The sequence below is a fragment of the Reyranella sp. CPCC 100927 genome (assembly GCF_007859315.1).
Taxonomy (GTDB): Bacteria; Pseudomonadota; Alphaproteobacteria; order Reyranellales; family Reyranellaceae; genus Vineibacter.
The window spans coordinates 638,451-665,387 of the sequence record NZ_VOHA01000001.1 but is presented as its reverse complement, the minus strand read 5'-3'; the positions used below and the strand labels follow the sequence as shown (position 1 = coordinate 665,387).

21 protein-coding genes are annotated in these 26,937 nt (G+C 67.0%); 15 read left to right on the top strand and 6 right to left on the bottom strand.

The genetic code is table 11. The annotated features are described in order from the left end of the window. Nucleotides 1-120: 120 nt before the first annotated feature. Genes FQU96_RS02925 through FQU96_RS02915 form a run of 3 tightly spaced genes read left to right on the top strand, consistent with a single transcriptional unit; the run spans nucleotide 121 to nucleotide 4,942 of the window. A complete protein-coding gene (locus FQU96_RS02925) occupies nucleotides 121-2,796 on the top strand; it encodes a hypothetical protein (RefSeq protein WP_146539328.1) in 2,676 nt (891 codons plus the stop codon). A 6-nt stretch (nucleotides 2,797-2,802) separates the two neighbouring features. After that, nucleotides 2,803-4,014: an alpha/beta hydrolase gene (locus FQU96_RS43020; RefSeq protein ID WP_146539327.1), complete on the top strand. Its 1,212-nt coding sequence runs from the start codon at nucleotides 2,803-2,805 to the stop codon at nucleotides 4,012-4,014. A 13-nt stretch (nucleotides 4,015-4,027) separates the two neighbouring features. After that, complete coding sequence (locus FQU96_RS02915; protein WP_146539326.1) at nucleotides 4,028-4,942, top strand: hypothetical protein; 915 nt, start codon at nucleotides 4,028-4,030, stop codon at nucleotides 4,940-4,942. Between the two features lie 5 nt (nucleotides 4,943-4,947). On the opposite strand, the gene FQU96_RS02910 is transcribed toward FQU96_RS02915, so the two are convergent. Beyond that, on the bottom strand, nucleotides 4,948-5,484 hold the full coding sequence (locus FQU96_RS02910; RefSeq protein WP_146539325.1) for a methylated-DNA--[protein]-cysteine S-methyltransferase: 537 nt from the start codon (nucleotides 5,482-5,484) through the stop codon (nucleotides 4,948-4,950). Nucleotides 5,485-5,602: 118 nt separating this feature from the next. Between FQU96_RS02910 and FQU96_RS02905 the strand changes: the two genes are divergently transcribed. Both FQU96_RS02905 and FQU96_RS02900 read left to right on the top strand, forming a co-directional pair. Beyond that, complete coding sequence (locus tag FQU96_RS02905) at nucleotides 5,603-6,940, top strand: alpha/beta fold hydrolase (protein ID WP_255467813.1); 1,338 nt, start codon at nucleotides 5,603-5,605, stop codon at nucleotides 6,938-6,940. 127 nt (nucleotides 6,941-7,067) lie between these two features. After that, entirely contained in the window at nucleotides 7,068-8,372 is a 1,305-nt protein-coding gene (locus FQU96_RS02900) for a Xaa-Pro peptidase family protein (RefSeq protein ID WP_146539324.1), read from the top strand. A gap of 16 nt (nucleotides 8,373-8,388) precedes the next feature. Here FQU96_RS02900 and FQU96_RS02895 read toward each other — a convergent pair whose 3' ends face one another. Next, nucleotides 8,389-9,444, bottom strand: coding sequence for a LacI family DNA-binding transcriptional regulator (locus FQU96_RS02895; protein ID WP_146539323.1), 1,056 nt, complete (start codon nucleotides 9,442-9,444; stop codon nucleotides 8,389-8,391). Nucleotides 9,445-9,537: 93 nt separating this feature from the next. Here FQU96_RS02895 and FQU96_RS02890 point away from each other — a divergent pair, with 93 nt between their 5' ends. Both FQU96_RS02890 and FQU96_RS02885 read left to right on the top strand, forming a co-directional pair. Then, a complete protein-coding gene (locus FQU96_RS02890; RefSeq protein ID WP_146539322.1) occupies nucleotides 9,538-10,482 on the top strand; it encodes an NAD(P)-dependent oxidoreductase in 945 nt (314 codons plus the stop codon). Between the two features lie 20 nt (nucleotides 10,483-10,502). Next, on the top strand, nucleotides 10,503-11,474 hold the full coding sequence (locus FQU96_RS02885) for a tripartite tricarboxylate transporter substrate binding protein (RefSeq protein WP_146539321.1): 972 nt from the start codon (nucleotides 10,503-10,505) through the stop codon (nucleotides 11,472-11,474). Nucleotides 11,475-11,615: 141 nt separating this feature from the next. Here FQU96_RS02885 and FQU96_RS02880 read toward each other — a convergent pair whose 3' ends face one another. Further along, a complete protein-coding gene (locus FQU96_RS02880) occupies nucleotides 11,616-12,896 on the bottom strand; it encodes an amidohydrolase family protein (protein ID WP_146539320.1) in 1,281 nt (426 codons plus the stop codon). Nucleotides 12,897-13,093: 197 nt separating this feature from the next. Between FQU96_RS02880 and FQU96_RS02875 the strand changes: the two genes are divergently transcribed. From FQU96_RS02875 to FQU96_RS02850, 6 genes are all read left to right on the top strand, one after another. Beyond that, nucleotides 13,094-15,115 (top strand): TonB-dependent hemoglobin/transferrin/lactoferrin family receptor, encoded by a 2,022-nt coding sequence (locus tag FQU96_RS02875; RefSeq protein WP_146539319.1) that lies wholly within the window; start codon nucleotides 13,094-13,096, stop codon nucleotides 15,113-15,115. Between the two features lie 115 nt (nucleotides 15,116-15,230). Continuing rightward, the gene (gene hemP / locus FQU96_RS02870) at nucleotides 15,231-15,425 is read left to right on the top strand and encodes a hemin uptake protein HemP (RefSeq protein WP_255467811.1); all 195 of its coding nucleotides are present in this window, start codon (nucleotides 15,231-15,233) and stop codon (nucleotides 15,423-15,425) included. Nucleotides 15,426-15,552: 127 nt separating this feature from the next. Further along, the gene (locus FQU96_RS02865; RefSeq protein WP_146539318.1) at nucleotides 15,553-16,590 is read left to right on the top strand and encodes a hemin-degrading factor; all 1,038 of its coding nucleotides are present in this window, start codon (nucleotides 15,553-15,555) and stop codon (nucleotides 16,588-16,590) included. 1 nt (nucleotide 16,591) lies between these two features. Continuing rightward, nucleotides 16,592-17,509 (top strand): hemin ABC transporter substrate-binding protein, encoded by a 918-nt coding sequence (locus tag FQU96_RS02860; protein WP_146539317.1) that lies wholly within the window; start codon nucleotides 16,592-16,594, stop codon nucleotides 17,507-17,509. Next, complete coding sequence (locus FQU96_RS02855) at nucleotides 17,506-18,585, top strand: iron ABC transporter permease (protein ID WP_146539316.1); 1,080 nt, start codon at nucleotides 17,506-17,508, stop codon at nucleotides 18,583-18,585. Before FQU96_RS02860 ends, FQU96_RS02855 begins: the two co-directional genes overlap by 4 nt. After that, nucleotides 18,582-19,400, top strand: a complete 819-nt coding sequence (locus FQU96_RS02850) for a heme ABC transporter ATP-binding protein (RefSeq protein WP_146539315.1) — start codon at nucleotides 18,582-18,584, stop codon at nucleotides 19,398-19,400. The genes FQU96_RS02855 and FQU96_RS02850 overlap by 4 nt, the downstream gene beginning before the upstream one ends. 26 nt (nucleotides 19,401-19,426) lie before the next feature. Here FQU96_RS02850 and FQU96_RS02845 read toward each other — a convergent pair whose 3' ends face one another. Together FQU96_RS02845 and FQU96_RS02840 are read right to left on the bottom strand one after the other, a co-directional pair. Further along, complete coding sequence (locus FQU96_RS02845; RefSeq protein WP_146539314.1) at nucleotides 19,427-23,491, bottom strand: PAS-domain containing protein; 4,065 nt, start codon at nucleotides 23,489-23,491, stop codon at nucleotides 19,427-19,429. 137 nt (nucleotides 23,492-23,628) lie between these two features. Then, a complete protein-coding gene (locus tag FQU96_RS02840) occupies nucleotides 23,629-24,501 on the bottom strand; it encodes a hypothetical protein (RefSeq protein WP_146539313.1) in 873 nt (290 codons plus the stop codon). 378 nt (nucleotides 24,502-24,879) lie between these two features. On the opposite strand from FQU96_RS02840, the gene FQU96_RS02835 reads away from it, so the two are divergent. After that, nucleotides 24,880-25,725, top strand: coding sequence for an ADYC domain-containing protein (locus FQU96_RS02835; protein ID WP_146539312.1), 846 nt, complete (start codon nucleotides 24,880-24,882; stop codon nucleotides 25,723-25,725). A 140-nt stretch (nucleotides 25,726-25,865) separates the two neighbouring features. Beyond that, a complete protein-coding gene (locus FQU96_RS02830) occupies nucleotides 25,866-26,588 on the top strand; it encodes a response regulator (protein ID WP_255467810.1) in 723 nt (240 codons plus the stop codon). Nucleotides 26,589-26,659: 71 nt separating this feature from the next. Here the strand turns inward: FQU96_RS02830 and FQU96_RS42080 are convergent, their stop codons facing one another. Beyond that, complete coding sequence (locus FQU96_RS42080; RefSeq protein ID WP_178130275.1) at nucleotides 26,660-26,812, bottom strand: hypothetical protein; 153 nt, start codon at nucleotides 26,810-26,812, stop codon at nucleotides 26,660-26,662. Nucleotides 26,813-26,937 lie beyond the last annotated feature (125 nt).

The window sequence follows — 26,937 nt, the reverse complement described above, 5'->3', positions numbered from 1 at the left end:
ACCAGCCGGACAGAAAGGCCCCCGCGTTCACCCCGCGGGGGCCTTTGTCTTTCCACATTCCCGCCATAGACTTCACTTCTGCGGGGCAAACCCGCCACTGAAAAGACGGATCCCCCTCGCATGGCACTCAAGGCCGCCGCCGGCGCATTGCCGGACGTCGACTTCGACAACAGTCCGACGCTCACTTTCTATCTCTCGGTGGCGTTGATCGCCGGCGCCGTGATCGCCCTGCAGATCGGCATCATGCGCATCTTCTCGGTGGGGAGCTGGGCGCATTTCGGCTCGCTGGTGGTGAGCCTGGCGATGTTCGGCTTCGGCCTGACCAGCGCCATCATGTGCGTCGGCAAGTCGTGGTTCGAGACGCACTGGCGCGGCACGGTGAAGGCCGCCGTGCTGCTGTTCGGCCCGGTGATGGTGGCCTCGAACCTGGCGGCGCAACAGGTGCCGTTCAACGCCATCTTCCTGGTGTCCGACCCGATGCAGAAGTGGCGGTTGTTCGCCAACTTCATGCTCTATTTCCTGCCGTTCCTGTGCGGCGCTTTCTATCTCGGCGTCGTGTTCCTGAAGGCACAGAAGACCTTCAACCGCGTCTATTTCGCCGACCTCGCCGGCTCGGGTGCCTGCGGCCTGCTGTTCCTGCTGGCGATGTACGTCTTCAAGCCCGACGACCTGATCGTGGCACCGCTGCTGCTGTGGCTGGTCGGCACGCTGTTGTGGTTCATGGCGGTGTCGGACCGCCGCGGACTGGTGCAGACGGTCATCGCTGCGGCCCTGGCACTGGCGGGGCACTTCTGGCTGCCCCAGGTGCTGCACATCCCCAAGCTGGCGGTCAGCGACTACAAAGGCGTGTCCTACGTCCGCAAGTTCCCCGACGCCCAGCGGGTCTACGAACGCGCCACGCCGTTCGGCTACATGGAGATCTACGACAGCTCCTACCTGCACTTCGCGCCCGGACAGTCCGACAACGCCGGCTTCAACCTGCCTGAAATGCCGAGCAGGGCCTATCGCGGCCTGTACATCGACAGCGAAGGCCCCAGCGGCATCATCAAGACGCTGCCCGGCTCGCAGACCGAATATTTCCGCTACCTCATGATGTACTACCCGTACGTCGTGAAGAAGAACCCCGAGACCTTCGTCGTGCAGTTCGGCGGCGGGTTGTCGACGTCGCTGGCGCTGCGCGCCGGTTCAAGCAGCGTCACGGTCGCCGAAGGCAACCCGATGGTGCTCAATGCCTTCCTCACCGATCCCGAGCTGAAGAAGTTCACCGGCGACATCCTGGGCGACAAGCGGGTCGAGGTCATCGACTATGACGGCCGTCTCTACGCCGCGCGCACCAAGCGCAAGTTCGATGTGATCGACCTGGCGCTGGCCGATTCGGCAGGCCTGGCACAGCCCGGCGGCTTCGCCATCATCGAGAAGTTCAGCTACACGCGCGAGGCGATGCGCAATTACATGAGCGCGTTGAAGCCCGATGGCGTGCTGGCCGTGACCTTGTGGAACAAGGAGGAGCCGCCCAAGTCGGTCCTGAAGCTGTACGCGACCATGGTGGCGGCGGCGCGCGATGTCGAAGGCAAGGATGTCGCCAACCGCTTCTTCGTCGCCTCCAGCTACCTGTCGACGGCCACGGTCCTGTTCAAGCGGAACGGCTTCACGCCGGACGAGGCCGAGACACTGCGCAAGCACACCAGCCGGATGTCGTTCGACGAGATCTACTCGCCGGGCTTCAAGGCCGACCTGTCGCTGCTGGACGCCACGCTGCAGGGCTATTACGACCAGTTCTTCTACGAAGGCCCGCCGCCCGACCCGACCGGACCCGGCGCCGAGGACAAGGAGGCCAACGATCCGCCGCCGCCCGGCGCGCCCGCCGATGACAAGAAGGAGGGCGCCAATGATGGCGCGCCCAGCCGCCCCAAGGTGCCGGCGGTCGATCTCGGCCGGCTGTGGTGGCATTTCCTGATCAATGGCGATGCCCAGCAGATCGCCGACCGCTATGTCTTCGACACGAAGGTCCTGACCAACCACCAGCCCTACTTCGCCGCCTACATCAAGGTGAAGGACCTGCTGCGCTTCACCGACCGGCTGGAACTGGTGCAGGACGAGTGGGGCTATCTGCTGATCTGGGCGACCCTGGCCATCGCCGCGGTGGCGGCGCTGGTGCTGGTGCTGTTCCCCGTGGTGTTCGGCTGGCGCACCATCTTCAGCCGCTACCCCGGCAAGTTCGGCGCCATGATCTACTTCCTGTGCCTGGGGCTGGGTTACATCGTGACCGAGGTCGGCCTGATCAGCCACTTCATGCTGGCGCTCAGCAACGCCACGGTCTCGGCTTCGGTGCTGATCACCGGCATGCTGGTCTTTTCGGGCCTGGGCAGCTTCGTATCGGAACGCTACCTGGACCGCACCCGCACCTTCCTGCCCAAGGTCTTCCTGGCGATCGGCGTCATCCTGATCGGCTATGGCTTCCTGCTCGATCCGGTGCTCGACGCGATCGGCACCCTGCCCTACATCGTGCGCATCCTGGCGTGCCTGGCGATCATCTTCCCGCCGGCCTTCCTGATGGGCTTCCCGATGCCGACCGGCATGACCATGCTGGGCCGGCTGGGCAAGGACCACATGTTCCTGTGGGCCTGGGGCATCAACGGCTCGTTCTCGGTCCTGGGTGCGGCGCTGGTGCCGGTCGTAGCGACGTCGTTCGGCCTGCCGGCCGTGCTGTTGGTGGGCGGCATCGCGTATCTGGTGGCGATCCCCGCCTTCTTCCGCGTGCTGCTGCCGCTTCCCGGCAAGCCGGCGGCTGCGTAGGGCACGATGTCAGGGGGACCGCGGACGATCCTGGATCGACGCGGTCTCGTGCGCCTGCTGTTCGGGCTGACATTGCTGCCCGTCAGCGCGCTCGCCAAGCCGCCGCCCAAATCGTCGCCCCGTCCCAAACCGCAGGCCGCCGCGCCGGCGCCAGCCAAACCACTGCCGCCGCCGGTCCCGCGCCAGGCCGTCACCCGCATCCTGCCGTTCCAGTCCGCGCCCTTCCCCTATCGCGGCCTGGCTGAAGACGGCAGGACCCCGTTCTTCAACGTGTCGCAGGGCAAGCGGCGCGGCCGCACCGCGCCCAACGGCGAGGTGCTGTGGGAAGACACCGTCTATGCCGATGCCGGCGTTCTGCTGCACGTGCCGGCGTCGTTCGATCCGCGCAAACCGGCACGGCTGGTCGTGTTCTTCCACGGCCACGGCAGTTCGATCGATCGCGTCGTCTCGGACATGGAGATCGTGCGACAGATCACCCAGGCCGACATCAATGCCGTGCTGATCGCACCGCAATTCGCGCGCGAGGCCGCCGACTCGAGCGCCGGCAAATTCTGGCAACCCGGCGCCTTCGCCCGCTTCCTCGAGGAGGCGGTGGTGCGGATGACGGACGCGGCCGCTGTCAATCGTGCGGAACGACCGGTCGTCGCGGCGGCTTTGCGTGCAGCACCGGTGATCCTGGTGGCTTTCAGCGGCGGCTACAAGCCGGCTGCCTATGTACTGGATCGCGGCGGCGCCACGGGCCGCGTCAGCGGCGTCCTTCTGCTGGACGCCCTCTATGACGAGGAGGACCGCTACGCACGCTGGTTCACCACGGCGCGGGCCCGCGGCTTCCTGGTCAGCCTCTACACCGATTCGACGGCGCCGCGGCAGGCGATCCTGATGGACCGGCTGCGTCAGCGCCATGTCGCATTCAATACCGCCCTGCCCGGCGCCGTACCCCCCGGCACGGCCGCCTTCGTCGCCTGCGGCTCCGTCTATCGACATGGACGTTTCGTGCTCGATGGGCCGCCGCGCGATCCGGTGCGCACCGTGCTTGCCGCCACGCGTCCGCCGCCGCCACCGCCACCACAGCCCAAACCAACGTCGGCCAAACCGGTCGCCGGCAAGCCTGCACCCGCGAAACCGCCGGCGACCAAGCCGCCCGCCGTTGCCCGCAAGGCACGCCCGGCGCCCAAGCGGCCGGCATCACCGAATGCGCGCGGCGGCACGGGCCGGTGATACAGTGCGCGACATGCAGCACGGGCCTTCGACCATTGAACTTGTCGACGGACGGCCGTGGCCGCGTGTGGAAGCATTGCGGCACGGACCGTTCCCGTGTCCCGGTGTCGAGGGGCCGGCCGGTGTGTTCGACGATACGCGCAGCCTGCTGCATGTCACGCCGCACTTCGATCCGAGCCGGCCGTTCGTGGTCATTGCATTCTTCCACGGCTGGTGCGCGACGCTGACCCACCGCATCGGCGGCCATCGCTACCATGTGGTCGAGACCTACCGCCTGATCGAGCAGGTCGACGACTCGGGCCTCAATGCCGTCGTCGTGGCACCGCAGTTCGCGCGCGACGCCGACACCGACATCGTCGCGACGCCCGGCCACCCCGGCCGGTTCGGCGAACCAGGGGCCTTCGCGCGCTTTGTCGACGAGGCGACGGCGCATATCGCGGGCCGGCGCGGCGATGAGCCCGAGCGCTACGGGCGGGCGCCCATCCTGCTCGCCTCATTCAGCGGCGGCTACCGCGCCGCCGCCAAGGTTCTCACCGTCGGCGGCGTGTCCGATCGCGTGATCGGATTCATCGGCCTGGATACGATCTACGGCGAGACCGAGGCGTTCACGTCGTGGTTCACCGCCCATCACCGGCAGGCGTTCATCGCAGCGGTGTACACCGGCGGACGCGAACACGATTTTGCGTCGGCGGGCCCGACCCTGGCGCTGGCGCGCACACTGTCCGACATGGAGCTGCCCGGCGTACGCGTGTACGATTCACTGCCACGGACGCTGCGCCCCGGCATCGCCGCCTTCCGCCATGTTGGTGATCCCGTTCGACACCTGGACCTCGTCGCCGCCGGCTGGCCCCGCTTCAATCGGCCGCTGCGCCGGCTGCTGGCGCGGGTGACAGGATTTTCCTCGGGAAAGCCGGCGCCGGCTCGGTAACAGCGTTACACCAGCATCGCGCCCTCGTGCACCAGGAGCCAGCGCTTGGTTTCGACCCAGCCGCGGCCACTGTAGCCGACCATGCGGTTGCCGGCGCCCAGCACACGGTGGCAGGGGATGATGACCGGAATGGGATTGGCGCCGCAGGCACCGCCAACGGCGCGCGCCACGCCCCCGACCGCCTGCGCCATCTCGCCATAGGTCATGATCCCACCGTAGGGGATGTCGCACATCTGGCGCCAGACATCGCGCTCGAATAACGAGCCGGCGGGCGCCAACGGCAGATCGAACCGCTTCAGTCGTCCGGCAAAATAGGCTTTGAGCTGACGGCGCGCCTCGGCTAACAGACCGCTGTCGCCAACAGCGTCGTCGGCCCCACCGTCGATCCAGCGCACGGCGATGATGATGTCGTCGGTCGCTTCCACGACGAGGCAGCCGACCGGGGTGTCGACCTTGAGCGTGCTGGTATCGATCCGGGCGTCGGGCGGCAGTGCCGGTCGCAGCAAGGTTGAGGCAATGTTGCGGCTGGATGGTGGCGTCATGTCACGACGCTAGCCCGCGTCGCCGTGATTTGCCAACATAGCCGCAGGGAGACAGGGATTCATGGCCGGCGCAGATATGCCCGTACGAATCGGCCGGCGCAGCGTTATGGTCGCCGGGATGGCTGCAGCTATCGTGGGCCCGGCACAAGCGCAGACCCGCCAACAGCCGCGCAGCACCCCGCCGGCATCGCAGCTGCCACCCATCGTCTTCGTTCACGGCAACGGCGACACCGCGGCGCTGTGGCACACCACGATCTGGCGCTTCGAGTCGAATTCCTATCCGCGCAATTTGCTGCACGCGATCGATTTTACCTACCCCACGGCACGCACCGACGACTCCCGCCCAGAGCCCTTCCGTTCATCGACCGCCGACCAGCGCGAGGAGCTGGCCGCTTTCGTGAAGAAGGTCCTGGCCGAAACGCGGCGCAAGAAGGTGGCGCTGGTCGGCAGTTCGCGCGGCGGCAACGCGATTCGCAATTTCCTCAAGAATGCCGGCGGTGCCGAGTTTACGTCCCACGCCGTCTTGTGTGGTGCCACCAATCACGGCGTATTGGTTTCCGACACGGCGCTGAAGGGCAGCGAGTTCAATGGTGCCGGAGCCTTCATGCGCCAGCTCAACGACGGCCCGACCGAAGTCGTGCCCGGCGTCGCGTTCATGACATTGCGCAGCGACAAGCTCGACAAGTTCGCCCAGCCCGACGGCCAGTTCGTCGGCATGCCGGGCAAGCCGACGGGCCTTTCCTACGATGCGCCCGAGTTGCGCGGCGCCGCCAACGTCGTGCTGCCGGGTCTCGATCATCGTGAGGTCGCCTTCGACAAGCTGGCGTTCCAGAAGATGTACGAGTTCATCGTCGGTCGTCCACCCACGACGCTGTTCATTGCACCCGAGCGTGAACCGGTGCTGAACGGGCGCGTCAACGGCATCGCCGACGGCGGCCTGTACACCAACCTGCCGGTGGCCGGCGCCAGCGTGGAGATCTGGGAGGTCGACGCCCGCACCGGCGAACGCCGCGCGCTCGAACCGGTGCATCGCCGCGTGACGGGCGCCGACGGCGTCTGGGGACCGTTCAAGGGCCGCCAGGATGCCTACTACGAGTTCGTCGTCGCCGTGAGCGGTAGCCCGATCACGCACATCTACCGCTCGCCCTTCCTGCGTTCCAGCGACGTGATCCACCTGCGGCCGGGCCAATACGTCAAGGACGACGAGAAAGCCGGCTCGGTTGTCGTCATGACCCGGCCGCGCGGCTATTTTGGACACGGCCGCGACAAGTTCACGCTCGACGGCAAGGTACCCTCCGGCATCAACGAGGGCGTACCCGGTACATCCACGGGCCGCCTCACGCTGCCCGATGGGCCCACGCGCACGGTCGTCGCCGTGTTCAACCTCGAGACCATCCCGGTGCGCACCTGGCCGATGAAGGACAACCAGCTGGCGATGGCCGAGTTCCACAACTAGCCCCAGGACCGTCGGCGAGCCCGAGGGCCAACGCCCCGAAGAAGATCGATGTCGTCGCACGTGCCGGATTGACAATACCGGGCGTTCTATGGCGGACTGACTTGCAAACGTTTGCAAGGAGCAGTCGATGGCCAAGAAGAAGCAGCCGGAACCCACGATCGTGCGCCCCGAGGATGTCGACCCGCGCCACGACTGGACGCGACCGCTGCTGGCGCTGGGACAGATGGCGGTCGACTTCGAGGAGCGCGTCGACTTCCGCCGGCTGCACAACTACCGGCTGGGACGCACACGCCAGGCCCTGGCGAAATCGGATCTCGGCGCCATCCTGACCTTCGATCAGCACAACATCCGCTACATGTCCTCGACGGTGATCGGCGAATGGGCGCGCGACAAGCTCACGCGCTATTGCCTGCTGACCGGCAACGGCGATCCCTATGTCTGGGACTTCGGTTCCGCCGCCAAGCATCACCGGATCTATGCGCCGTGGCTGCACCACGATCACTGCCGCGCCGGCATGGTCGGCCTGCGCGGCGCCATCAACCCCAAGATCGGCCTGTTCCGGCGCGCGGCGGAGGAGATCAAGTCGATCCTCGAGGAGGAAGGCGTCGCCGACATGCCGCTGGGCATCGACATGGTCGAACTGCCGATGCTGTTCGAGCTGCAACGGCTGGGCATCAAGGTGGTCGACGGCCAGCAGGTGATGCTCGACGCCCGCGAGGTGAAGAGCCGTGACGAGCTGATGCTGCTCAACATCGCCGCCGCCATGGTCGACGGCACCTATCACAAGATCTCGGAAGCCCTGAAGCCCGGCGTACGCGAGAGCCAGATCGTGGCGCTAGCCAATCACGATCTCTACGAAAAAGGCTCCGACTGCGTCGAGGCGATCAATGCCATCTCGGGCGAACGCTGCTCGCCGCATCCGCACAACTTCACCGACCGGCTGATCCGCCCCGGCGATCAGGCGTTCTTCGACATCATCCAGTCCTACATGGGCTATCGCACCTGCTACTACCGCACCTTCAACGTCGGCAAGGCCACCGACGCGCAGAGGGACGCCTACAAGCGGGCGCGCGAGTGGATCGACACCGCCATCGCCATGATCAGACCGGGCGTACGTTCGGACCAGGTTGCCGACTGCTGGCCCAGCGCCGAGAAGATCGGCTTCACCAGCGAGATGGAGGCGTTCGGGCTGGAGTTCGGCCATGGCCTGGGGCTTGGCCTGCACGAACGGCCGATCATCAGCCGGCTGAACTCCTTCGAAGATCCGATGGAGATCAAGGCCGGCATGGTGTTCGCGCTGGAGACCTATTGTCCGGCGACCGATGGCATCTCGGCGGCGCGCATCGAGGAGGAGATCGTCGTCACCGACAAGGGCTGCACGGTGATCACGCGCTTCCCGGCCGAGGAGCTGCCGGTGGCAAACCGGTATTGACGTGCCGGGACCGGCGCTAGCGCGAAGCGCTACCGGTCCTGCCCGATGCCGCCGGCGGCGCGGTCGAGCCACGCACGACCAGGGACGGCTCCAGGCGGATGGTCACCGATGCGGTGTCGCGGCGACGCAGATGCTCCATCAGCACATCGCCGGCGCGGCGGCCCATCTCGTAATGCTGGATGCGCACCGTGGTGAGCGGCGGCGCGAAGCGGTCGACGAAGGGCATATCATTGAAGCCGGTGACCGATATATCACGCGGGCAGTGAAACCCGACACGGGCCAGCGCGTCGTAGCAGCCCAGCGCCAGCAGGTCGTTGGCGGCAACGACGGCCGTGAACGGCATCTTGCCGGCCAGCAGCTTGGTCATGGCGGCATCGCCGGCCGTTTCGCTGTAGGCGGCGGCCTCGACGATCAGGGCTGGGTCGGCCGTCTTCAGCGCTGCCAGGAACCCGCTGCGCCGTGCATATCCGGTGGACAGCGCCTGTGGCCCGGCGATGTGCGCGATGTGGCGATGCCCCTGGGCGACGAGATGATCGACGGCGAGCTTGATGCCGCCTTCGTCGTCATTAACGACGGCACTGATCGGCCGCTTGCCGGCCAGCGTGCGGTTGATCAGCACCACCGGCACGCCCTCGGCCATGCAGCGCTCCACCACCGCATCACGCCGCTGCGCCGTGGCCAGGATCAGCCCGTCCACCCGCCGGCCCAGCAACCGGTCGAGAATGGTGCCGTGCCGCTGCGGCTCACCTTCGGCATTGGCGATGATCGCCGTGCAGCCAGCCGTGGCCAACGCATCCTCGATGCCGCGCAGGATGGGTGGGAACACCGGGTTCATGATGTCCGGGATCAGCACACCCACCGTATTGGAGCGCCGCGTCCGCAGACCGGACGCGAAGACATCGGCGGTGTAGCCCAGGCGCCGCGATGCGGCAGCGATCCGCTCCGCGACCGCTTCGGCCACCATGTGCTGCGTCTGCGGGTTCAGAGCCCGCGATACCGTCGAGGCGTGGACGCCGACGGCCTTGGCGACGTCCAGGATGGTGGCTTTCTTGGTTTTTCCCGGTTTGATCATTCCAGATACGGCTTCCCTGACGAAGAAAGAGATTGCCGCTTTCGCGTCGCTCTGTATAGATTTATGCAAACGTTTGCATGACAAGGAGCCTTTATGCCGCTCTCCTCGCCTCCCGCGCACACCCTCGGTTGGGTCGGTACCGGACGCATGGGCTTTCCGATGGCCGGCCGCCTGGCCAAGGCCGGCGGCGCGCTCGCCGTCTACAACCGGACGCGCGCCAAGGCGGAGCCCCTGACGGAATACGGTGCAACGATCGTCGGCCGCCCGGCGGATCTCGCCGACCGCGATGTCGTCTTCACCATGGTTTCGACTTCGGACGATCTGCTGGACGTGACGTTGGGCCAGCACGGCGTCCTGTCGCGCGACGGACGGACGCCGAAAGTGCTGATCGACTGCTCGACCGTGTCGGAGGAGGCGTCGGCCAAGCTGCGCGCCGCGGCGGCCGAGCGCGGCACGCAGATGCTCGCCGCGCCGGTGAGCGGCAACGGCAAGGTCGTGAAGGCGGGCAAACTGAGCCTTGTCGTCTCGGGGCCCAAAGAAGCCTACGACATGGCGTTGCCATGGCTGGAAGCGCTGGGCACCGGCGTCTCCTATGTCGGCGAGGGCGACCTCGCGCGCATCATCAAGATCTGCCACAACGTGTTTCTCGGCATCGTGATCCAGTCGCTGGCCGAGCTCACGGTGCTGGCCGAAAAGACCGGTGTGCCGCGGCACGCCTTTCTCGACTTCATCAACAAGAGCGTGATGGGCTCGGTTTTCACCCGCTACAAGACACCGGCGCTGGTGAAGCTCGATTTCACACCGACCTTCACGCCGGTGCTGTTGCGCAAGGACATGGATCTCGGACTTGCCGCCGCCCGCAGCCAGAATGTGCCGATGCCGGTTGCCGTGGCGGCGCGCGAGGCCATTCAGGCCTTGATCGGCAATGGCTATCTCGACGAGGATTTCGCGCGCCTGATCACGCTGCAGGCGCGCAACTCAGGCCTGGACCTGAAACCGGAGAACGTCGCGGTCGAGGATGGTCTTAGCGGCCGCTGACAGCATCAGGGGAGGACGTCATGCGAGTCGTTCGTGCCCTTTTGTTCGCGTTGTTCGCTGTCATCGCCCTGCCCGCGACTCGGGTCGCGGCGCAGGACTACCCCAACCGACCGATCCGCTTCGTCGTACCCTTCACGGCCGGCAGCTCGACGGATATCGCCGCCCGCGCCGTCGCCGACAGGCTCGGCGCGGCGCTGGGCCAGCCGATCGTGGTCGAGAACCGGCCGGGCGCCGGCGGCCGGGTCGGCGCCGAGGCCGTCGCCAAGGCCACGCCTGACGGCTACACCCTGCTGGTCCATTCGTCGGCGCACACCGCCAACCCGGCGATCTACAAGGACCTGCCGTTCGATACCGCCAACGACTTCGCGGCCGTCACGCCGCTGGTCAACCTGCCGAACGTGCTGATCGCGGCACCGGCCAGGGGCTTCAAGACGGTGGGCGATCTGGTGGCCTACGCCAAGGCCAATCCGGGCAAGCTGAATTTCGCGTCGGCCGGGGTCGGCAGCGCCACCCACATGAATGCCGAGAAATTCCGTGCCCGCGCCGGGATCCAATACACGCACGTGCCCTTCAAGGGTACGCCGGAGGTCCTGAGCGATCTCATGAACGGACGGGTCGACGCCTATTTCGTGCCGCTGAACGCCGGGCTGCCATACATCCGCGACAACCGGGTGGTCGCCCTGGCCGTCGGTACGGCCCAGCGCTCGCCGCTGCTGCCTGACGTGCCGACCACCATCGAGGCCGGCGTGGCAGACTCGGACTACAATTTCTGGCTCGGCATGCTGGCGCCGGCCAAGACGCCGCGGCCGATCATCACGCGCCTCAACGCCGAAACGGTGAAGGCGCTGCAATCACCGGAGCTGACCGAACGGCTGAAGGCGCTGGGTGCCGTGCCGATGCCGATGTCGCCCGAGCAGTTCGACGCCTACATCCGCGCCGAACTGGTGAGCATCGCCGACATCGTCAAGGCCGCCGGCATCACGCCGAATTGATGTTGTTTTTGGACCGCGGGCGTCCACGCCCGCATTCGCTCGCAGCGAAGCAAAGAGCGAAAGACTGTCGGCGCTAACGTGCACAGGCGAAAGCACAGCTTTCGCCTGTGATGCGGGCGTGGACGCCCGCGGTCCAAAAAATTAGAGACGCCAGTCGACGGTTGTCGTCGCGCGTCCGGGCAGATCGAGCGTGGCTTCCGCTTTCGGCGCCTGCGCGACGATGCGGCCGCGGCGCAGCACATAGAGCCGTGTGGCGCGCAGGCGGATCGCTTCGGCCGGATCGCTAGCCTGCAGCACCACCAAGTCGGCATGGCAACCGATGTCGAGCCCATAGCGCTCGAGTTGCAGGATGCGCGCGGCATTGGCGGTCACCGCCTGGAAACAGGCCCCGATCTCCGCGACGCCGGTCATCTGGGCGACGTGCAGTCCCATGGCGGCGACATCCAGCATGTCGCCCGAACCCAGGGGATACCAGGGATCCATCACGCAGTCCTGGCCGAAGGCCACGGTCAGGCCGCGCGCCATCTGCTCCTTCACCCGTGTCATGCCGCGGCGCTTGGGATAGGTGTCATGGCGGCCCTGCAGGGTGATGTTGATCAGCGGGTTGGCGACGACGTTGAGCTGCGCCTCGGCCATCAGGTCGAGCAGCTTCGACGCGTAGTAGTTGTCCATCGAATGCATGGACGTCAGGTGCGAACCGGTGACCCGGCCATGCAATCCATGCCGCACAGTCTCGGCCGCCAGGGTCTCGACATGGCGTGACAGCGGATCGTCGCTTTCATCGCAGTGCATGTCGACCAGCGCGCCGCGTTCGGTAGCGAGAGCGCACAACCGGCGGACGCTGTCGGCGCCATCGGCCATGGTGCGCTCGAAATGCGGAATGCCGCCGACGACATCGACGCCCATCTCGAGCGCGCGATCGAGCAGCGCCACGGCATCGGGGCTGCGCAGGTAGCCGTCCTGCGGAAACGCCACCAGTTGCAGGTCAAGGTAGGGCGCCACGGTCCGCTTCACCTGCAGCAGGGCCTCGACGGCGAGCAGCCGCGGATCGCAGATGTCGACGTGGCTGCGGATCGCCAACAGGCCACGCCCCACCGCCCAGTCGCAGTAGCGCAACGCCCGTTCGACCAGCGCCGCTTGCGTCAGATGCGGCTTCAGTTCGCCCCAGAGTGCGATGCCTTCCAGCAAGGTGCCGGACTGATTGAGCCGTGGCTGGCCCAGAGACAGCGTTGAGTCCATGTGAAAGTGCGCATCGACGAACGGCGGGCTGACCAGGCAGCCGCCGACATCGATCTCGCGACGGGCCGACGCCGGCAACGACCGCTCGAGCGCCGCGATGCGGCCGTCCTTGACGCCAATGTCGAGGCCAGTCCGGCCGTCAGGCAGCACCGCATTACGGAGAATCAGGTCGAGCGTGGTCATGCGACCCAGCCTATCGCCCGTCTCCCCGGCCCGTCATCCCGGGCATCACGACGTCCCGATCACGTCTATGATAATGATTCGCAATTGCATTCTCAGAGGGTGTCTGGTACAGCTCAAGGGGTAGCCAGCCGGGAAATCTCCCCGCCAGCCATGTGGATGCCGTCGAGCATCCCAAAAGCAGGCGGGGGTCGGGGAGCATGAAGCGGTCTGGTTCGGCTGTGGTGATGGTGATGGCGGCATTGTCGACGAGCGACGCGCTGGGACAGGCCACGCCGGGTCTTCCGGACCAGGCGCAGGTGCCCGTTGCGCCGCTCGATCCGGTGACCGTGACCGGCACCCGCACCGAGCGCAGTCTCTACGACGTCCCCGGCTCCGCCTCGACCGTGTCCAAGCAGACTGTCGATTTTCGCATGCCGCAGCGCATCGACGATTTGTTGCGCGACCTGCCCGGCGTCGAGATCGGTGGCGGCCCGCGCCCTGGCGCGGGCGAACCCAATGTGCGCGGCCTTGAAGGCGAGCGCGTGCTGATCCGTCTCGACGGCGCACGGCAGGACTTCCAGTCAGGCCACAAGGGCCGCATTTTCCTCGATCCCGACCTGATCAAGCAGGTCGATGTCGTACGCGGTCCCAACTCGGTGCTCTACGGATCGGGCGCGCTGGCCGGCGTGATCAACATCACGACCCGCGATGCCACCGATTTCCTGCGGCCCGGCGAGAAAGCCGGTTACCGGGTCAAGACCGGCTTCCAGTCGGTCAACGACATGGCGATGGCGCAGGTCGTCGGTTTCGCCAACGTCGCTGGCTTCGACCTGCTGGGCGGGCTCACCTACCGCAACAGCGGCAACTATTCGTTCGGCGGCAAGGGCCACCTCGCCAATTCAGGCGCCGAGGTGGTGAGCGGCCTGGTGAAAGCCGGCTACACCTTCCAGCCGGGGCAACGGCTGGGCCTGTCGCTGATCGCCTTCGACGACCGCGATGTCTCAACCACGGCACCCAACACCGCGGCCACCACGGCGCCAGCGGACCGCACGACCCAGCAGTTCACGGGCTCGATCAGCTACGATCATCGCGATCCCAACCTGCCGTGGCTCGACCTCAAGGCGGTCGCCTACCACAACCGCGTCTACATCCGCGAACGGCTGTTGCGGCCAAGCCCCTTCACCGGTCCGCGCCTCGACGAGACGGCGTTGCGCACGACCGGTGCCGACGTACAGAACACCAGCCGCTTCAAGGTGTCGGATGCGGTGTCGGTAGCGCTGACCTACGGCGTCGACGGCCGGATCGAGACGACGGACGGCGAGCGCAACAATAACCCCCGACCCGAGTTCCCCGACGCGCGCGGGCGAGTCGCCGGCGCGTTCGTGCAACCCGAGATCCGGTTCTGGAATTCCGTCAGCCTGACCCCGGGCGTGCGGTTCGACTACTACTATCGCGCACCGGGCTCGAAGTCGGTCGGCGCCACGCTGTCTGAATCACGCGTCTCGCCGCGCATCGGCGGCCAGTGGGACGTCACCAAGTGGTTCTCGGTCTATGCGCTCTACGCCGAGGCGTTCCGCGCGCCATCGCTGTCGGAACTCTACGTTTCGGGCACGCACTTCCCCGGCAACAGGTTCATTCCCAATCCCAACCTGAAGCCCGAGATCGGCAAGAACAAGGAAATCGGCATCACCTTCAAGTTCGACGATGCCGTGCAGACCGGCGATCAGCTGCGCCTGCGCGTCTCGGGCTTCCATACCAACTATCGCGATTTCATCGACCTGCTCGTCACCGCCACGACGACCACGCCGACCAACGTCACACGCGCCACGATCTACGGCGTGGAGTTCGAAGGCGGCTACCGCAGCGGCAACTGGTTCGGCTCGCTGGGCGCGGCGCTGATCCGCGGTGAGAACAAGGTGACCAACCAGCCGCTGGCCTCGATCCCCGGCGACAAGGTGGCATTGACGGTCGGCCGCCAGATCCCGGAATGGGATCTGGTGATCGGTGGCCGTGCCAAGGTCGTGGCTCATCAGCACCGCGTGCCCACCGGCACGAGCAGGACCGGTGGCTACGCCCTGTTCGATCTGTTCCTCAGCTGGCAGCCGTCGGACGGCCCGCTGCGCGGTGCCCGTTTCGACGTCGGCATCGATAACCTGACCGACAAGCGCTACCGCGACCACCTCACCCCCAACCTGGACCCCGGCCGCAATTTCAAGCTGGCCGCGAGCTTCCAGTTCTGAGTGCCATGCAGAGGCACGGAGAAGGACCATGACCGCAGGCGACCGGCTTCCAGAACTGTCCCTCCGGGGCCGTGCCACGGGCATGGAAGCGGGCCCCCACCGAGACGAGGACTCCATGCACCAGGCCAATACGCCGCCGAACGCCATGCCACGGAGCACGCAGTATGCACGGCCGCCCCGGGCACCGTCGATCCGACGCGTCGGCAGCCGCGAACTGATGGGCCCCAGCGGCCAATTGATCATCCGCCATGCCGGCGACGAGTATCGCCTGCGCGTCACCAGCAAAGGCAAGTTGATCCTCACCAAATAGCGTTCCCGAGGTCCGCAAGCGGCCGACATCCCTTGCCGGTCGCGTGGCCAGTCAGCCAGGTCGTCGCACACATGCTTCCTCTCGCGGCCCCCAGCCAGCCCGCCACGAATTTCCCAGGAGACCACCCATGACCAAGGCATCCGATCTGCGCCAGAGGCTGCAGGCTCTGCGCGCCGAGCGGCCCGGCGTGCGCGCGCGCGACGCCGCCCAGGCATTGGGGGTCAGCGAAGCTGAGCTGGTATCGAGCGGCGTCGAGGACACCGCGACACGGCTGAGCACGGCATGGCGCGACATGCTGACGGCGATGCCAGCCTTGGGCCGCGTGATGTGCTTGACGCGCAACGATCACTGCGTGCACGAACGCCATGGCCGCTTCGAGCAGGTGAGCGCGAACGGGCCGCACGGCCTGGTGCTGGGCCCCGACATCGACCTGCGCATCTTCTTCGGCCAATGGCATGACGGCTTTGCCGTCGCCGAGGACACCCGCAGCGGCCCGCGGCGCAGCCTGCAGTTCTTCGATGCCTACGGCACGGCCGTGCACAAGATCTACGCTACGGCCGAAACCGACATGGCGGCCTTCGATGCCCTGGTGGCCCGCTTCCGGGCCGAAACGCAGAGCGCCGAGCTCAGCGTGGCGGCGCGTCCCGAGCCTGCGCCGGACCGGCCCGACGCGGCGATCGACCTCGAGTCGCTGCGCGGCGCCTGGCGCGCCATGCGCGATACGCACGAATTCTTCGGCATCCTGCAGAAGCACAAGGTCGGCCGGGTGCAGGCGCTGCGCCTGGTCGGCAATGATCTGGCGCAGCCCCTGGCGTCCAGCAGCGTACGCGATGTGCTGACGGCGTCGGCCAGCAGCGAGACGCCGATCATGGTGTTCGTCGGCAGTCCCGGTTGCATCCAGATCCACACCGGCCCGGTGCAGAAGCTGGTGCCGACCGGACCCTGGTTCAACGTGCTGGACCCGACGTTCAACCTGCATCTGCGCGAAGACGCGATCGCGCACACCTTCATCGTTCGCAAACCGACCGACGATGGCGTCGTCACCTCGGTCGAGGCGTTCGACGACGCCGGTCGTACCATTGCGCTGTTCTTCGGCGCCCGCAAACCGGGCCAGCCCGAGCGGGCCGCCTGGCGCGACATCGCCGAGGCCCGCGCGGCGGCATAACATGACGCTGCGTCGTCGCCCCCTGGTCGCATCGCTGGCCGCCGCGGCGGTGCTGGGCGTCGGCCGCGCATCGGCACGGACGGCCGTCGCCGATCACGCCGGCCGTATGGTCGACATCCCGGACGCCTCCCGCGTGGTCGCCATCGGCAGCTCGGTGACCGAGATCGTCTATGCACTGGGCGCCGGTGACCGGCTGATCGGTGCCGACACCACGAGCATGTATCCCGAACCGGCGCTGCAGTTGCCGCGGGTCGGCTACATGCGGCAGATCTCGGCCGAGGGTGTGCTGTCGCTACGGCCAACCCTGATCATCTCGACCACTGCCGCCGGCCCGCCTGCCGCATTCGACCAGTTGCGCACCGCCGGCGTCGCCACGCTGGTGCTGCCGGACGACTACGATTTCGACAGCGTGTTGCGCAAGATCGACGGCATCGGCACGGCACTGGGCCGACAGGACGCCGCGCGCAGCCTGATCACCGCCAGTCGCGCCGAGATGTCGAGCCTGGCCGACAAGCTGGCGCAGGCCGCCGAGCGCCCGAAGGTTCTGTCACTGCTGTCGGTCTCGCAGGGCCCGCCGCAAGCCGCCGGCCGCGTGACCGCCGCCGACGGCATCATCCGCCTGGCCGGCGGTACGAACGCCATCACCAGCTACGAGGGTTACCGGCCGATCACGGCGGAAGGGGCACTGGCGCAGGCGCCCGATGTGCTCATGGTCTCGGCACAGACGCTGCAGGCGTTGGGCGGCGTCGACAACCTGCTGGCGGCCGCATCACTGGCCCTGACGCCGGCCGGCAAGGCGCGCCGCGTGTTCGCACTCGACGCGCTGCTGCTGTTGGGCTTTGGCCCGCGCACGCCCGAGGCGGCGCGCCACCTGGCCGCATTCCTGCACCCCGAGCTGGGGCTGGCCACGGCCCGATGACCATCATCGCGCTGAACGCGGGCAACGCGGTGCGCCGACCCGCCACAGTGCCCGTGCTGCTGGCGCTGGCGGTACTGGCCGCCGTGATGGGCGTTGCCGGCCTGGCCCTGGGACCCGTGCGCATTGGCGTGCTGGAGACGCTGTCGGCATTCGCCCATCGCATTGGACTTGCCGTCAGCACCGCTTCGCAACAGCAGGAGGCGGTTCTGTTCGCCATCCGCTTGCCGCGTGTGCTGCTGGCCCTGGCGGTCGGCGCCGCACTGGCCGCCGCCGGTGCGGCCATGCAGGGCCTGTTTCGCAACCCGTTGGCCGATCCCGGCCTGGTCGGCGTGTCGAGCGGCGCGGCGCTGGCGGCTGTCGCCACCATCGTGCTCGGCGACAAGGTCCTGCACCTGCTCAGCCCCGCCATGCGGCCCTGGGTCCTGCCGGCGACAGCCTTCGTCGGCGGTCTTCTGGCAACGGCCGTCGTGCGCCGCTTCGGCCTGCGCGATGGACGGGCCTCGGTGGCCACCATCCTGCTGGCCGGCGTCGCGATCAATGCGCTGTGCGCCGCCGGCATCGGATTCCTGACCTTCATCGCCGACGAGCAACAGCTGCGCAGCCTGGTGTTCTGGACCATGGGCAGCCTGGGCGCCGCGACCTGGACATCCCTGCCGCTGGCGCTGCCCTTGATCGTCATCCCGACGATCATGCTGATGCGCGACACACGCGCGCTCGACGCTTTCGCGCTGGGTGAGCGCGAAGCGGGTCACCTCGGCGTCGACGTCGAGCACCTGAAGCGCCGGATTCTGGTCCTGGTGGCGCTGGCCACCAGCGCCTCGGTCTCGGTCTGCGGCATCATCGGTTTTGTCGGGCTGGTGGTGCCGCATCTGCTGCGCATCGCCTGCGGCCCCGGTCATCGCCTGGTATTGCCGGGCGCCACGTTGCTGGGCGCCGCACTGCTGACGGCCGCCGACCTCGCGGCACGCCTGATCGTGGCGCCGGCCGAAATGCCGATCGGCGTCGTGACGGCACTGATCGGCGGGCCGTTCTTCCTGTGGCTGCTGGCGCGCCGCCTGCGGCTGGCCGACACATGACGCTCGCGGTGCAATCCGTCTCGGTACGCATCGGCAGCGCGACGCTGCTGCACGATGTGTCGCTCGCGGCGCAACCGGGCGAGGTGCTGGGCCTGCTCGGCCCCAACGGCGCCGGCAAGTCGACCCTGCTGTCCGTGCTGGCCGGCGACCGCAAGCCCGATACCGGTACGGTGACACTGCATGGCCGCGCGCCCGGCGCCTGGCCAACCGAGGCGCTGGCGCGGGTCAGGGCCGTGATGACCCAGTCGGCCAGCGTCGCGTTCGATTTCACCGTGCACGAGGTGGTGACGCTGGCTCGTATGCCGCACGCTGGCCGTACCAGCGCGGCAGACGATCGACGCATTGTCGCTGCCGCATTGGCGCTGGCCGACGTCGCCCATCTGGCCGGTCGGCTCTATCCCAGCCTGTCCGGCGGCGAGCGGCAGCGCGTCCAGGCCGCCCGCGCACTGGCCCAGGTGTGGACCGCCACCGATGATGCACCCTGCCGCTTCCTGATGCTCGACGAGCCGACCGCCAGCCTCGACCTGCGCCATCAGCATGCGCTGCTCGAGGCCATCCGCCGTTTCGTCGGCAACGGCGTCGGCGGCATCGTGGTGCTGCACGACATCAATCTGGCCGCCGCCTACTGCGATCGCATCGCCCTGCTCGACCGTGGCCGCCTGGTCGCCTGCGGCCCCACGCGACAGACCCTGGCCCCCGAACGCCTGGCCGAGATCTACGGCGTATCTCTGGCAACGCTCGACGACGCTGGTACACCGCACTTCATCGTGCGCACGCCCCCGCAAGCCGACCGCGCGACTCCCGCCGTCCCGTAGGCGCGCGATCCGCGCCGCCCCGGGCTTCAGATCTCCGCCAGCGCCCGTCGCAGTTCGGCGGCCAGCGGGCCGAGGCCGTCCTGGCAGCGACCACGGTCGCCCGCCTTGCCGGCGCGCTCCAATTCGGCCGCAGCGTCGCCGACGGCGCCGGCACCCACGGTCAGCGCCGCGCCCTTCAAGCGATGAGCTGCCATCGCCACGTTGGCGAAATCACCGGTCCGCAACGCACCACCGATCTCGCGCTCGGCCTCGATCGCCGTATCGCGGAACTTAGCCAGCAGGGCCTGGATCGCGATGCCGTCATCGCCCAGCCACGCGCCCAGGACGCCACGGTCGATCGCCGGCGCAGCGACGCGGCCGCCTCTTCCCGACGTGTCGCTGGCCTGATCAAAACCATCCATCGGCAGCCAGCGCTCCAAGGCCGCGCGCAGGCGATCGATGGTCACGGGCTTGGCGAGATAGGCATCCATACCGGCGGCGAGGCAGCGCTCCTCCTCGCCGCGCATGGCATTGGCCGTGACGGCCACCATCGGCGTGCGCCCACCCGCACCGCTCCGCTCGCTCTCGGCGATACGAATGCGCCGCGCCAGCTCATAGCCGTCCATGCGTGGCATATGGATGTCGGCGAGCACGGCGGCATAGCGGCCGGGTACCCAGGCCGCCAGTGCCTCGACACCGTCGACGGCCGTGTCGGCATCGATTCCCAGCAGATCGAGCTGGCGCACCAGGACCTCGCGGTTGACCGGATGATCGTCGACGACCAGCACGCGTGCGCCCTGCCGCGGCACCGCGCGCGGGCGCGCCGACGGCATCCCGGTGCCGGCCCGCGGCAACGACTTCAGCGGCGAACTGTCCGGTGCCGTATCCAGCAGCAGCGTCACCGAGAAGGTCGAACCGGCACCCGCGGCGCTTTCGACTGCCACGTCGCCGCCCATCAGTTGGGCGAGCCGACGCACGATCGACAGCCCCAGGCCGGTACCGCCGAAGCGACGGGTGGTCGAGCTGTCGGCCTGGGCGAACGGCCGAAACAGCCGGGCACGCTGTTCGTCGTCCAGGCCGATCCCGGTATCGGCGACAGCCAACGTCACCTGGGCCCGGCCGCCGCCCGCCGGCGCTGTCGCGGCCCGCACGCGGATACCGCCGCGCTCGGTGAACTTCACGGCATTGCCCAGCAGGTTGAACAGGATCTGGCGCACCCGCGTGGGATCACCCAGCAGTGCATCGGCGGAACCCGGATCGATGTTCAGCCCCAGCGACAGACCCTTGGCGGCGGTCTGCGTGCGGAACGTACCGACCACGCTTTCGATCATGCCGCTGAGCGAGAATGCGGTCGACTCCAGTTCGAGCCGCCCAGCCTCGATCTTGGAGAAATCCAGCACGTCATCGATGATGCGCAGCAGCGCCTGCGCCGAGTCACGCATGGTGCCGACGGTGGCGTGCTGCGCCGCGTCCAGCCCTTGGCGTTCCAGGACGTCCATCATGCCCAGCACGCCGTTCATGGGCGTTCTGATCTCATGGCTCATGGTGGCCAGGAACGTCGATTTTGACTGGTTGGCGGCCTCGGCTTCATCGCGTGCCTGCTCGGCCTCCGTCGCCACCTGCTTGAGCTGCCCCTCGCGGTCCTTCAGCTCGCTGATGTCGGTGAACAGCGTGACGGTGTCGCCATCCGGGGTCTTGCGCACGAACAGCCGGGCCCAGCGATCGTTGCGCACGCGCAGCTCGACCGAAATGCCATCCTGCCGGTGCAGGTCCAGACTCGCCTGCACGTAGGCCTCTTCACGACCCGCAGCGCGGGGCGCATAACCTGCTGCCGCGAAGTCGCGCAGCCCATCCTCCAGCTTCTCGCCCGGCGTAATGGCGCGCGGAACGTTGGCCATCATCAGGCGATAGGCTTCGTTGCAGACGATCAACCGCTCCTGGTCATCGAACAGCGCGAAGGCATCGCTCAGCGTTTCGATGGCGTGTGTCATCCGCCGTCGTGCTTCGGCGACCTCCTCTTCGCTGTTCTTGAGTTCCGTCAGGTCGCGATGGATCGACAGCGTGGCGCCGTCACGAACCGGGATGAAACGGAGCTCGAGAAAACGGCCATCGTGCGTACGACGATGATAGAGAGCACCTTCCGGCGCCGATACGGCGGCCACGCGCCGTTTGACCTCGGTCTCGATGTCCTGGATCGGCCCCATGTCGCCGCGCGTGACCTGAAACCGGGCGACGTCCTCGAGTGTCCGCAGGCGCGCCATGGTTTCGGGCGGTATGCGGTGGAATTCGTGCATGGCGCGATTGGCGAACGACCAGCGCCCGTCTTTCTCGTACAGCATCACGGCGTCGGTCATGTTGTCGAGAACAGTGCGCATCACCTCGCGCGCCGTCTCCAACTCGGCTTTGGCGCTCGCCAGCTCTTCTTCGCGCCGCTTCAACTCGGTGAGGTCGGTGACCATCACCACCGTGCCACCATCGGGAGTCTTGCGCGCCTCGAACTGCAGCTTCCGTCCATCGGTGGAGCCGCCCTCCATGCGGCCGACCGGGTTGCGCATATAATTCAACCAGCGCTCGACCCACGGCCCGCCATGATCGCCGTCAACGCCCGGGATGGCCCGCGCCTTGGCGACCGCCCACAGCGCATCCTCCAGCAACACACCCGGCGTTCGCCGCTCGGGAACATCAGGCTTCATCGAAGCGAAGGTGCTGTTGCAGGTGACCAGTCGCAGGTCGGCATCGTACAACGCGAATCCACCAGCCTGGTTCTCGACCGCGTCGCGCAGCCGGCGCTCCGTGCTTTCCAGCTCCGCCTTGGCGCTTGCCAGCTCCGCCTCGCGGCGTTTCAACGCCGTGAGGTCGGTGAACATCAGCACCGTATTGCCGTCGGGCGTCCTGCGGCCCTCGAGCTGCATCCAGCGGCCGCCCGCCAGCGGCACTTCGACATGCCCCGCGGGGTTGCGCATGTAGCGCATGGTTCGGTCGAGCCAGCGCTGGGCATTCGAAGCATCGACGTTGGGTAGATTGCCGCTGCGGGCCAGCGCCTGCAGCGCATCCTCCAGCTTCGTGCCCGGCGTGTAGCGCTCGGGCACATCAGGCGCGATGGCAATGAAGGCGCTGTTGCAGGTGATCAGGCGCAATTCGGAGTCATAGAGGGCAAAGCCGCCCGCCTGGTTCTCGACCGCCTCGCGCAACCGGCGTTCGGCCCGCTCCAGCGCCTCTTCCTGCGCCTTGCGGTCTGTCAGGTCGCGATAGATCGCCAGCAAGCCGCCGTCGGACAGCGGCTTGAAATTGAACTCGATGTAGCGGCCGCCGGCCGTGCGCCGCTCGTAACGGTTGCCGCCCGGCTTCAGCATCATGGCGGCGCGGTCTTCGACCTGCTGCTCGATGTCGTCCGCCGCCCCGAAGTCACCACGCTGGGCCTGGAAGCGCAGGATATCGCGACCCGAGATACCTGGCCGTGCCACTTCCGGCGTAAACCGCTGAAACTCCATGAGCTGGCGATTGGTCATCTGCCAGCGGAAGTCCTTGTCGAACAGCATGACTCCGTCGGTCATGTTGTCGAGGACGAGTTGGAACATGTCGCGCGTCCGCGCTGCTTCGTCCTCGCCCTGCTTCAGCTTGGTGACGTCGCGGTTGACGACGATAACCCGCCCTTCGGGCAATACCGTGAACCGGAAATCGACGTAGCGGCCGCTGGGGGTTCGGCGCACGTAGGTGAGGCCACCCAGCGTGCGCAGCCGCTCGATGTTGGTTTTCCAGAATTTCGCGAAGGCGTCGTTGGAGAGGTAGTCACCGCGCTCGAACAGGTACCGCATCGCCTCGCGGATGGAGTGCCCCGGCTGGAACAGGTCATAGGGCCCTTCGACAAGGTCGGCGAAGCGCTGATTGGCCAACATGACCTTGGCATTGATGCCGACCACCAGCACGCCGTCGGCCATGTTGTCCATGACCGTGCGCAGCAATGCCAGGGAAGCGCCCGTGGTGCCGCCACCGCGCCGCTTGCGCGCCGGCGACGCCTTTCGAGCCGCTTTTTTCGGCGCGGCCGGGCGAGAAGCAGAAGGCGCCGCGCCACCGCGGGGTGGGCGTGCGGCGTTCAATAACTTGGAGGCCATGGTTCGATCCGTCACGGCACATTATCGGTGCCGCCTGTATCGCCACCGTATCGCCAGTGCGGGGTTTTGTATCGTCTGTATCGCGGGCGGATAACCGACGGTCCGCCACCGTCCACTTGACGCCGTGACGGCAGCGATCAGATGCCGAACAGATCGATATCCGTGCGCTTTTTCTGCCGGTTGCGCGGCGTATCGTGCCCGATGCGCCGGTACAGGGCTGCCTGGACCAGTTCCTCCAGGCTGCGCGCGTCATATTCCTCGGGACGGTTGCGATGCATCCGGTAGGGCCCCTGCGGGCGCTGCATCCATGTCCCGGATTCGGAGAAGCGCTTCTTGTAGGTCGCGCGCAACCAGTCGTTCACTTCATCGAGCGTCGCACGCCGGAACCAGGCCGGCCTGATGGCCGCAACATAGTGTGCGAAGCTATCGCGCTGGTGGTCGGCATGTTGGGCTACCGGCAGCGGGATGCGCAGCCGGTCAGCGATCAAATGGGCGCGCTGCGTGGCCGTCAGATAGCGCGGATCGTCCTCGACGGCGTCGGTTTCGAACGTCACGACGCAGGACCGGATCCCGCCCCGCGCCGGCAGCCGCCGCGTGACCTGAACCGCCCTGGCGTCCGGTAGCCGGAGATTGCCCGCCGCCAAACCTTGTGCGATCCGATAGAACTGCTCGGCGTGCCGCGTCTCGTGATAGACGGTGCTGCACAGTTCGACGAAGTCCTTGTAACGGATGGCGTCCTGGCCGGTGTAGCTCTGATTGATCCGAAGCCGCCACCGCATCCAGTTGAAGGCACCCCAGCTGCCGCTGGTCGCAAATTCGACGCTGGGGCGGACCATGAACATGGTCATGCGACTGACAGCGGTCTTGAACCGCCGTTCCCGCCGCTGCTTGCGACTGACGGTACTGGTCGGCAGACCGTCCTGAAGCCAGGTTGCCCAGATGTGGGCGCAGTCCTCGACGAAGGAGGTCAGGACGGAATCATATTGTAAACTTTCGACCGCCTGAACCACGGCGTCTCACCCCAATAATTTTCTGCGGGCCGTATATTCGGTGGCTCGCAGCGGACGCTGACGCATCCGTCATCAATAATGGTGCGTGCCATCGCCAAATGATTGCGAACACATGCGGGGCGCACTGCCCCGCAATGACCGCAAGCCTTCGGCGGACACGCCTTATGCTTGATACTTAATGCGAAATCGGTGTGGCCTGTATAGGGCGAAAACATGCCGAAGTACTTCCGGCAGCGGTGGAGACGCATATTTCACGGCTGTTTGCGATACAGATGACACATGGAATAGCCGCCCACGACACGCGCGCAATACACAGTCTCGGTAACGTCCTCTCGACCCGCAGTGCCACAACTGTGACCAGACCGTTCGGAGAGAGACATGTCCGTGCGCGCTCCATCATTGGCGATTGTCGCTTCATTGCTGAGCGTGGGCCAGGCTGCGGCCCAGTCAGCACCTGCTGCGCAGCCGCCGGTCCTTCAAACGATCGAGGCCGAGGGCACCCAGTTCAAGGTGACGATGAGCGATGGCCGGGTGCTGCGCTCGCCACAGCTCGTCGGCGCGACCCTGGTGATCGCCGCGGGTGGCGGCACCGTGCGCTTGCGCATCGACGCCGTCGAACGCGACCCGGAGGATACGCGCGCCGACCGACCGGCATCCGATGTGGTCTGGCTGCATACGTTCTCCGTGCTTGGTGCCGACGGCAACGCCCAGAATTTCTGCACGGCCGGACCGGATGGCCGGCGCCAAGGCTTCCCCCTGGCCGGCCGCAGCACACCGCAAGGTGATTTCAAGCCGGCTGAACCCGGCGTTTTCGAATTGGTCTGCACCAGCGGTGCGCAGGGCAAGTGCGTGCGTTTCGGCTACCTGCCCTGGTCGCGTGCCACCGATGGCACGGGCCTGCATGAGGCCTACAACGCCTGCACCCGCATGGTCCGCGGCGACTACGGCGGCCAAGGCAAACCCTTCACCAAGGACGGCATGCGCATCGATGTCTACGACCGCTTCGGCGTCCAGACGGCCGAGAACGATACGGCGGATGCGTTCGAGGCCGGCTGGTCGCCCGACGGGGCCGTCTGCGTGCACCATGTGCGCGTCAAGGAGAACACGACGCTGGCGGAATTGGAGGCAGCGTTCCCGCGCCTCAAGGGCCGGACCGGCACGATCTGCACCGAGGACTACGCGCGCGCCCAGGGCGCCGTCGTCTTCAATCGATCGCGGCCCTGACGACCCGTCGTCGCCCGCGCGTACCCATCGAGCCGACGCGGATCGTTTCTTTTTCGCGAATTGACCGGCGCTTCGCCGACCTGCAAGATTCACAAATGGGGGCGGCCTGCCGGTTCAGCCGGGAGGCCGGGGGAGATCCAGTGGCACAGGCAAAGGACACACGTCCACATATCGTGGTCGTCGAGGACGAGGCCGCTCAGCGCCAGCTTCTCGTCGATTATCTGGGGCGCAACGGCTATCGCGTCTCAGGCGTCGATGGCGGCGCCGCTTTCCGCAAGCTTGTCGAGCGCGATCCGCCTGATCTGGTCATGCTCGATGTCGGCTTGCCGGGCGAGGACGGCTTTGCGCTGGCCCGCTGGCTGCGCGAAAAGAGCGGCCGCATCGGCATCATCATGGTGACGGCGGCAGGCGATACCATCGATCGCGTCGTCGGACTGGAAACCGGCGCCGACGACTACATTCCCAAGCCATTCGATCCGCGCGAGCTGCTGGCGCGCGTCAAAAGCGTGATGCGCCGCGCGACTGGCGCGGTCACGGTCACGACCGGCAAACGCCTGCGCATGGGGCGGCGCGTGCTGGACCTCGAGAAGCGCGTCCTGGTTGACCCGACCGATGGCAATGAAGAACCGCTGGCGGCCAGCGAATTCGATCTGCTCAAAGTGTTCGCCGAGAATCCCAATCGGCCGCTGGCACGCGATTGGTTGCTCGAAGTGACTGCCCATCGCGAGATGGAGGCATTCGATCGCGCCATCGACCTGCGTATCACCCGCCTGCGCCGCAAAATCGAAATCGACCCGGCACATCCCGACGCCATTCGCACCGTGCGCGGTGTCGGCTACATGTTCGTGCCACCCAAGGATTGAGGGATCCTCCTCGCAGCGGGATCTTCATGGCGACGCGAAGAACGCGCCGCCATGAAGCCGCCTACGGACAGTTACTCAGGACTGCGCAACTCGACTTCACGCCGCACGCAGCGTTCATAGCGCGGCGATCCCGGTGTCAGGCCATAGTACGTACAGGCACGCTCGGAATCGGACAGAACGCGCGCCGCACCGTACTCACGGTTCATGCGACCGAGCCGACGCATTTCCAATTCCCGCTCAACGCAAAGCCGATATTCGGGTGTGCCGGGTGGAAAATCATAAACGGCACACGCCTCGCGGCTGGGGTACTGGGCGCCAGCCGGTGACGCTGTTGCGAGAGCGGCAAGAC

Excerpts from the sequence above, each read along its gene's own strand:
- FQU96_RS02925 (WP_146539328.1), top strand. The coding sequence starts at position 121 with ATGGCACTCAAGGCCGCCGCCGGCGCATTGCCGGACGTCGACTTCGAC.
- FQU96_RS43020 (WP_146539327.1), top strand. The coding sequence starts at position 2,803 with ATGTCAGGGGGACCGCGGACGATCCTGGATCGACGCGGTCTCGTGCGC.
- FQU96_RS02915 (WP_146539326.1), top strand. The coding sequence starts at position 4,028 with ATGCAGCACGGGCCTTCGACCATTGAACTTGTCGACGGACGGCCGTGG.
- FQU96_RS02910 (WP_146539325.1), bottom strand. The coding sequence starts at position 5,484 with ATGACGCCACCATCCAGCCGCAACATTGCCTCAACCTTGCTGCGACCG.
- FQU96_RS02905 (WP_255467813.1), top strand. The coding sequence starts at position 5,603 with ATGGCTGCAGCTATCGTGGGCCCGGCACAAGCGCAGACCCGCCAACAG.
- FQU96_RS02900 (WP_146539324.1), top strand. The coding sequence starts at position 7,068 with ATGGCCAAGAAGAAGCAGCCGGAACCCACGATCGTGCGCCCCGAGGAT.
- FQU96_RS02895 (WP_146539323.1), bottom strand. The coding sequence starts at position 9,444 with ATGATCAAACCGGGAAAAACCAAGAAAGCCACCATCCTGGACGTCGCC.
- FQU96_RS02890 (WP_146539322.1), top strand. The coding sequence starts at position 9,538 with ATGCCGCTCTCCTCGCCTCCCGCGCACACCCTCGGTTGGGTCGGTACC.
- FQU96_RS02885 (WP_146539321.1), top strand. The coding sequence starts at position 10,503 with ATGCGAGTCGTTCGTGCCCTTTTGTTCGCGTTGTTCGCTGTCATCGCC.
- FQU96_RS02880 (WP_146539320.1), bottom strand. The coding sequence starts at position 12,896 with ATGACCACGCTCGACCTGATTCTCCGTAATGCGGTGCTGCCTGACGGC.
- FQU96_RS02875 (WP_146539319.1), top strand. The coding sequence starts at position 13,094 with ATGAAGCGGTCTGGTTCGGCTGTGGTGATGGTGATGGCGGCATTGTCG.
- hemP (WP_255467811.1), top strand. The coding sequence starts at position 15,231 with ATGCACCAGGCCAATACGCCGCCGAACGCCATGCCACGGAGCACGCAG.
- FQU96_RS02865 (WP_146539318.1), top strand. The coding sequence starts at position 15,553 with ATGACCAAGGCATCCGATCTGCGCCAGAGGCTGCAGGCTCTGCGCGCC.
- FQU96_RS02860 (WP_146539317.1), top strand. The coding sequence starts at position 16,592 with ATGACGCTGCGTCGTCGCCCCCTGGTCGCATCGCTGGCCGCCGCGGCG.
- FQU96_RS02855 (WP_146539316.1), top strand. The coding sequence starts at position 17,506 with ATGACCATCATCGCGCTGAACGCGGGCAACGCGGTGCGCCGACCCGCC.
- FQU96_RS02850 (WP_146539315.1), top strand. The coding sequence starts at position 18,582 with ATGACGCTCGCGGTGCAATCCGTCTCGGTACGCATCGGCAGCGCGACG.
- FQU96_RS02845 (WP_146539314.1), bottom strand. The coding sequence starts at position 23,491 with ATGGCCTCCAAGTTATTGAACGCCGCACGCCCACCCCGCGGTGGCGCG.
- FQU96_RS02835 (WP_146539312.1), top strand. The coding sequence starts at position 24,880 with ATGTCCGTGCGCGCTCCATCATTGGCGATTGTCGCTTCATTGCTGAGC.
- FQU96_RS42080 (WP_178130275.1), bottom strand. The coding sequence starts at position 26,812 with ATGCGTCGGCTCGGTCGCATGAACCGTGAGTACGGTGCGGCGCGCGTT.